The organism is Actinomycetes bacterium (assembly GCA_036510875.1).
GTDB lineage: Bacteria > Actinomycetota > Actinomycetes > Prado026 > Prado026 > DATCDE01.
This window is the reverse complement of the sequence record DATCDE010000193.1, coordinates 1-2,583: the sequence shown is the minus strand read 5'-3', so window position 1 is coordinate 2,583 and position 2,583 is coordinate 1. Positions and strand designations below refer to the sequence as shown.

Below are 2,583 nucleotides of genomic sequence, written 5' to 3'. Positions count from 1 at the left end.
GTCGGGTCCAAGATTTGAGCCGCTCTGGGTTCAGCGAGTTGAAGACGTGAGAGCGAGCCGACTGATGTTGCGTTGCCATTCCCGACGGCCGCTGACCGGCGGGCCCAAAGCCTGGCTGGTAACCATCACGTGCGGCGAGCTGAGCGCCTCCGCTCGGGACATGGGGAGGAGCGTGTCCTGCAACGACGCCCACGGATGAAGCGTGACCTTGCTTGGCTCCCCCGATAGTCGAGCAGGTCCTGCGGCTCGTCGCCCGTTGCGTAGAAGTGAATGGCGGTGACCAGGGGTCAATAGTGCCTATCCCGAACTGGGCGCATGCCTGATCGGGCAGTCGTCGCCGCTTCAATCGTGCGTCACAGCGGCACCCCTAGTCCGAAAATGAAGGTGACCACGTGCTCGTACGTAAGGGGTCGCGTGCCGGGCTGGCGGCGGGTGGTGTTCAGGCGGCGGGTTCGAGGGTGACTCGGTAGCCGAGGTGTTGGAGTTCGCGGACGTGGTTGCGCATTTTGCGGTTGAGGTTGACGCGGGAGTCGTAGTAGTCGGGGCCGAGGTCGTGGAAGTGGGCGTTCTCTTCGTTGAGTAGGTGCCAGATGATGACCAGGATGGACCGGCCGACGGCGACGACTGCTCGCTTCTTTCCGCGCCTTCGGGCGATGCGTCGGTAGCGCTCGCCGAGGAAGGTGTCGGTGCGGGCGGCCGAGACGGCGGCCTCGCCCAGGACTCGCGCCAGGTAGCGGTTGCCGTGTCCGGTGTCACCGTTGCCCTTCTTGCGCCCGGCGGACTCCTTGATCCCTGGCGCGAACTTGGCCCACGAGCACAGGTGCGCGGGGGTCGGGAAGCGAGTCATGTCCAGTCCGATCTCGGCGATGATCGCCTGCGCGGCGGTGACGCCGATCCCGGGGATCTGATCGAGGCTGGCGACCGCGTCGGCGAAAGGGGCGATCTGGGTGGTGGTGCGCTCTTCCACGTCGGCGATGTCGGCGCCCAGCTGGTCGATGCGGGCGAGCATCTTGGTCAGCAGGAACGCGTGGTGGTCGTTGAACCGGCCGATGAACGCCTCCTGCAGCTGGGTGGTCTTCTTGCGCATCCGACCGCGGGCCAGGTCGGCCAGAGTCTCGGGGTCGCGTTCGCCGGCGATCAGCGCTGTCATCATGGCCCGACCGGAGACCCCGAAGATGTCCGAAGCCACGACCGAGACCTTGATCTGGGCGTCTTCGAGCAGCTTCTCGACGCGCTGCTTCTCCGCGGTCCGTGCGCCGATCAGGTCGACCCGGTACCGGGTCAGATCCCGCAGCACCCGGATCGGCTCCGGTGGCACGAAGCTTGGCCGCAGCATCTGCCGCTCGGCCACCTTGCACAACCAGACCGCATCGAGTCGATCTGTCTTGGGACGACCGGGCAGGTGCTTGACGTCCTTGGCGTTGACCAGCCACGTCTCGAAGGAGCCCTCCAGCAGGTAGAACGGGGGCTTCCAGTAGTCTCCGGTGGCCTCCATGACCACCCTGGTGACTCCCAGACCGGCCAGCCAGTCCGACATGGTCAGCAACGACCGGGTCATCGTGGAGAAGGTGCGTACCTCCTGGAGCCGGCGCCGGCCCGAGCCGGGCACCCGCACGCAGCAGACCAATTCGGCTTTGCCGATGTCCAACGCCGCGACCCGTTGGATGATCTCTTGATCGTCATGCTCCACTTCCACCGCAGCCACCACCTTCGACGGGAACCACCCAGGCGGCCGCCCGTAGGAGCTGCAGGGAATGGCGAATCTAGTCCTCGTGCTCGAAACAACATGGAAGGGCCCACAACACAGCTCCCGGCGCCCGACTCTGATACGGCCTCAACAGGACCAAGGGGTGACGACGTCGACGGGCGACCGGAGTCCCATTTTCAGCCCGGAACGGGCCGCCCCGCCAGGGGCGAAGGATGACTCTGTTGTCAAGAGGCCGGTTCGAGAGGTCTCGAGGTCGGGCTCTTCCATGTGACTATCGGCGCCGGTAGCGTCGTTGGTGCGGGTCCGGGAAGTGGCTGATCCGAAGTGCCGCTGTGCGGGTGCAAGCCGGCCGCGCTGGACTGAAGTGCCGCCCCGCTGTGCCCTCCCGGACCCGCGTCCACGCCATTGTTGGCGTCGCGGACCTGGCGATGGAGTGGGATGTCGACTGCCGCACGGGCCGCGTAAGCGCTGCCATGGGCTCGCCCGCCGACGTCGTCGTTTGGCTGCTGCACGAGCTGGCAGCACGTGGCGCGTCGCTGGAGGCCGGGATGATCGTGCTCACCGGCGGCATCACAGCCCCGGTCGAGTTGCGTGGTGGGCTGCGGATGACGGTGAGCTCGCCGCAGCTCGGCTCGTGCTCGCTGGTGTGCCAGTGGCCGGGAGCGGTCGCGGCCTCGCGCCCGACGCCGACGCCGGCGCCGGCGAAGGCGAAGGCGCGAACCACGAGAGGGAGCGCTCAAAGCGAACATGGTCAAGCCGTCGCGCATCCAGGCGTCACCACCTTTCGTGCAGCACACTCGGCGGGTGGATGCGATTGTGCTGCTCGGGCTGCTGGTCCTTGGGGTGGTGGTCCTGACCCCAGTGGCGGATCGCAT

General features: G+C 66.9%; 1 protein-coding gene. It reads right to left on the bottom strand.

Annotated elements, in window-relative coordinates; translation table 11 throughout:
• Positions 1-439: 439 nt before the first annotated feature.
• Entirely contained in the window at positions 440-1,696 is a 1,257-nt protein-coding gene (locus VIM19_11345; GenBank protein ID HEY5185471.1) for an IS110 family transposase, read from the bottom strand.
• Positions 1,697-2,583 lie beyond the last annotated feature (887 nt).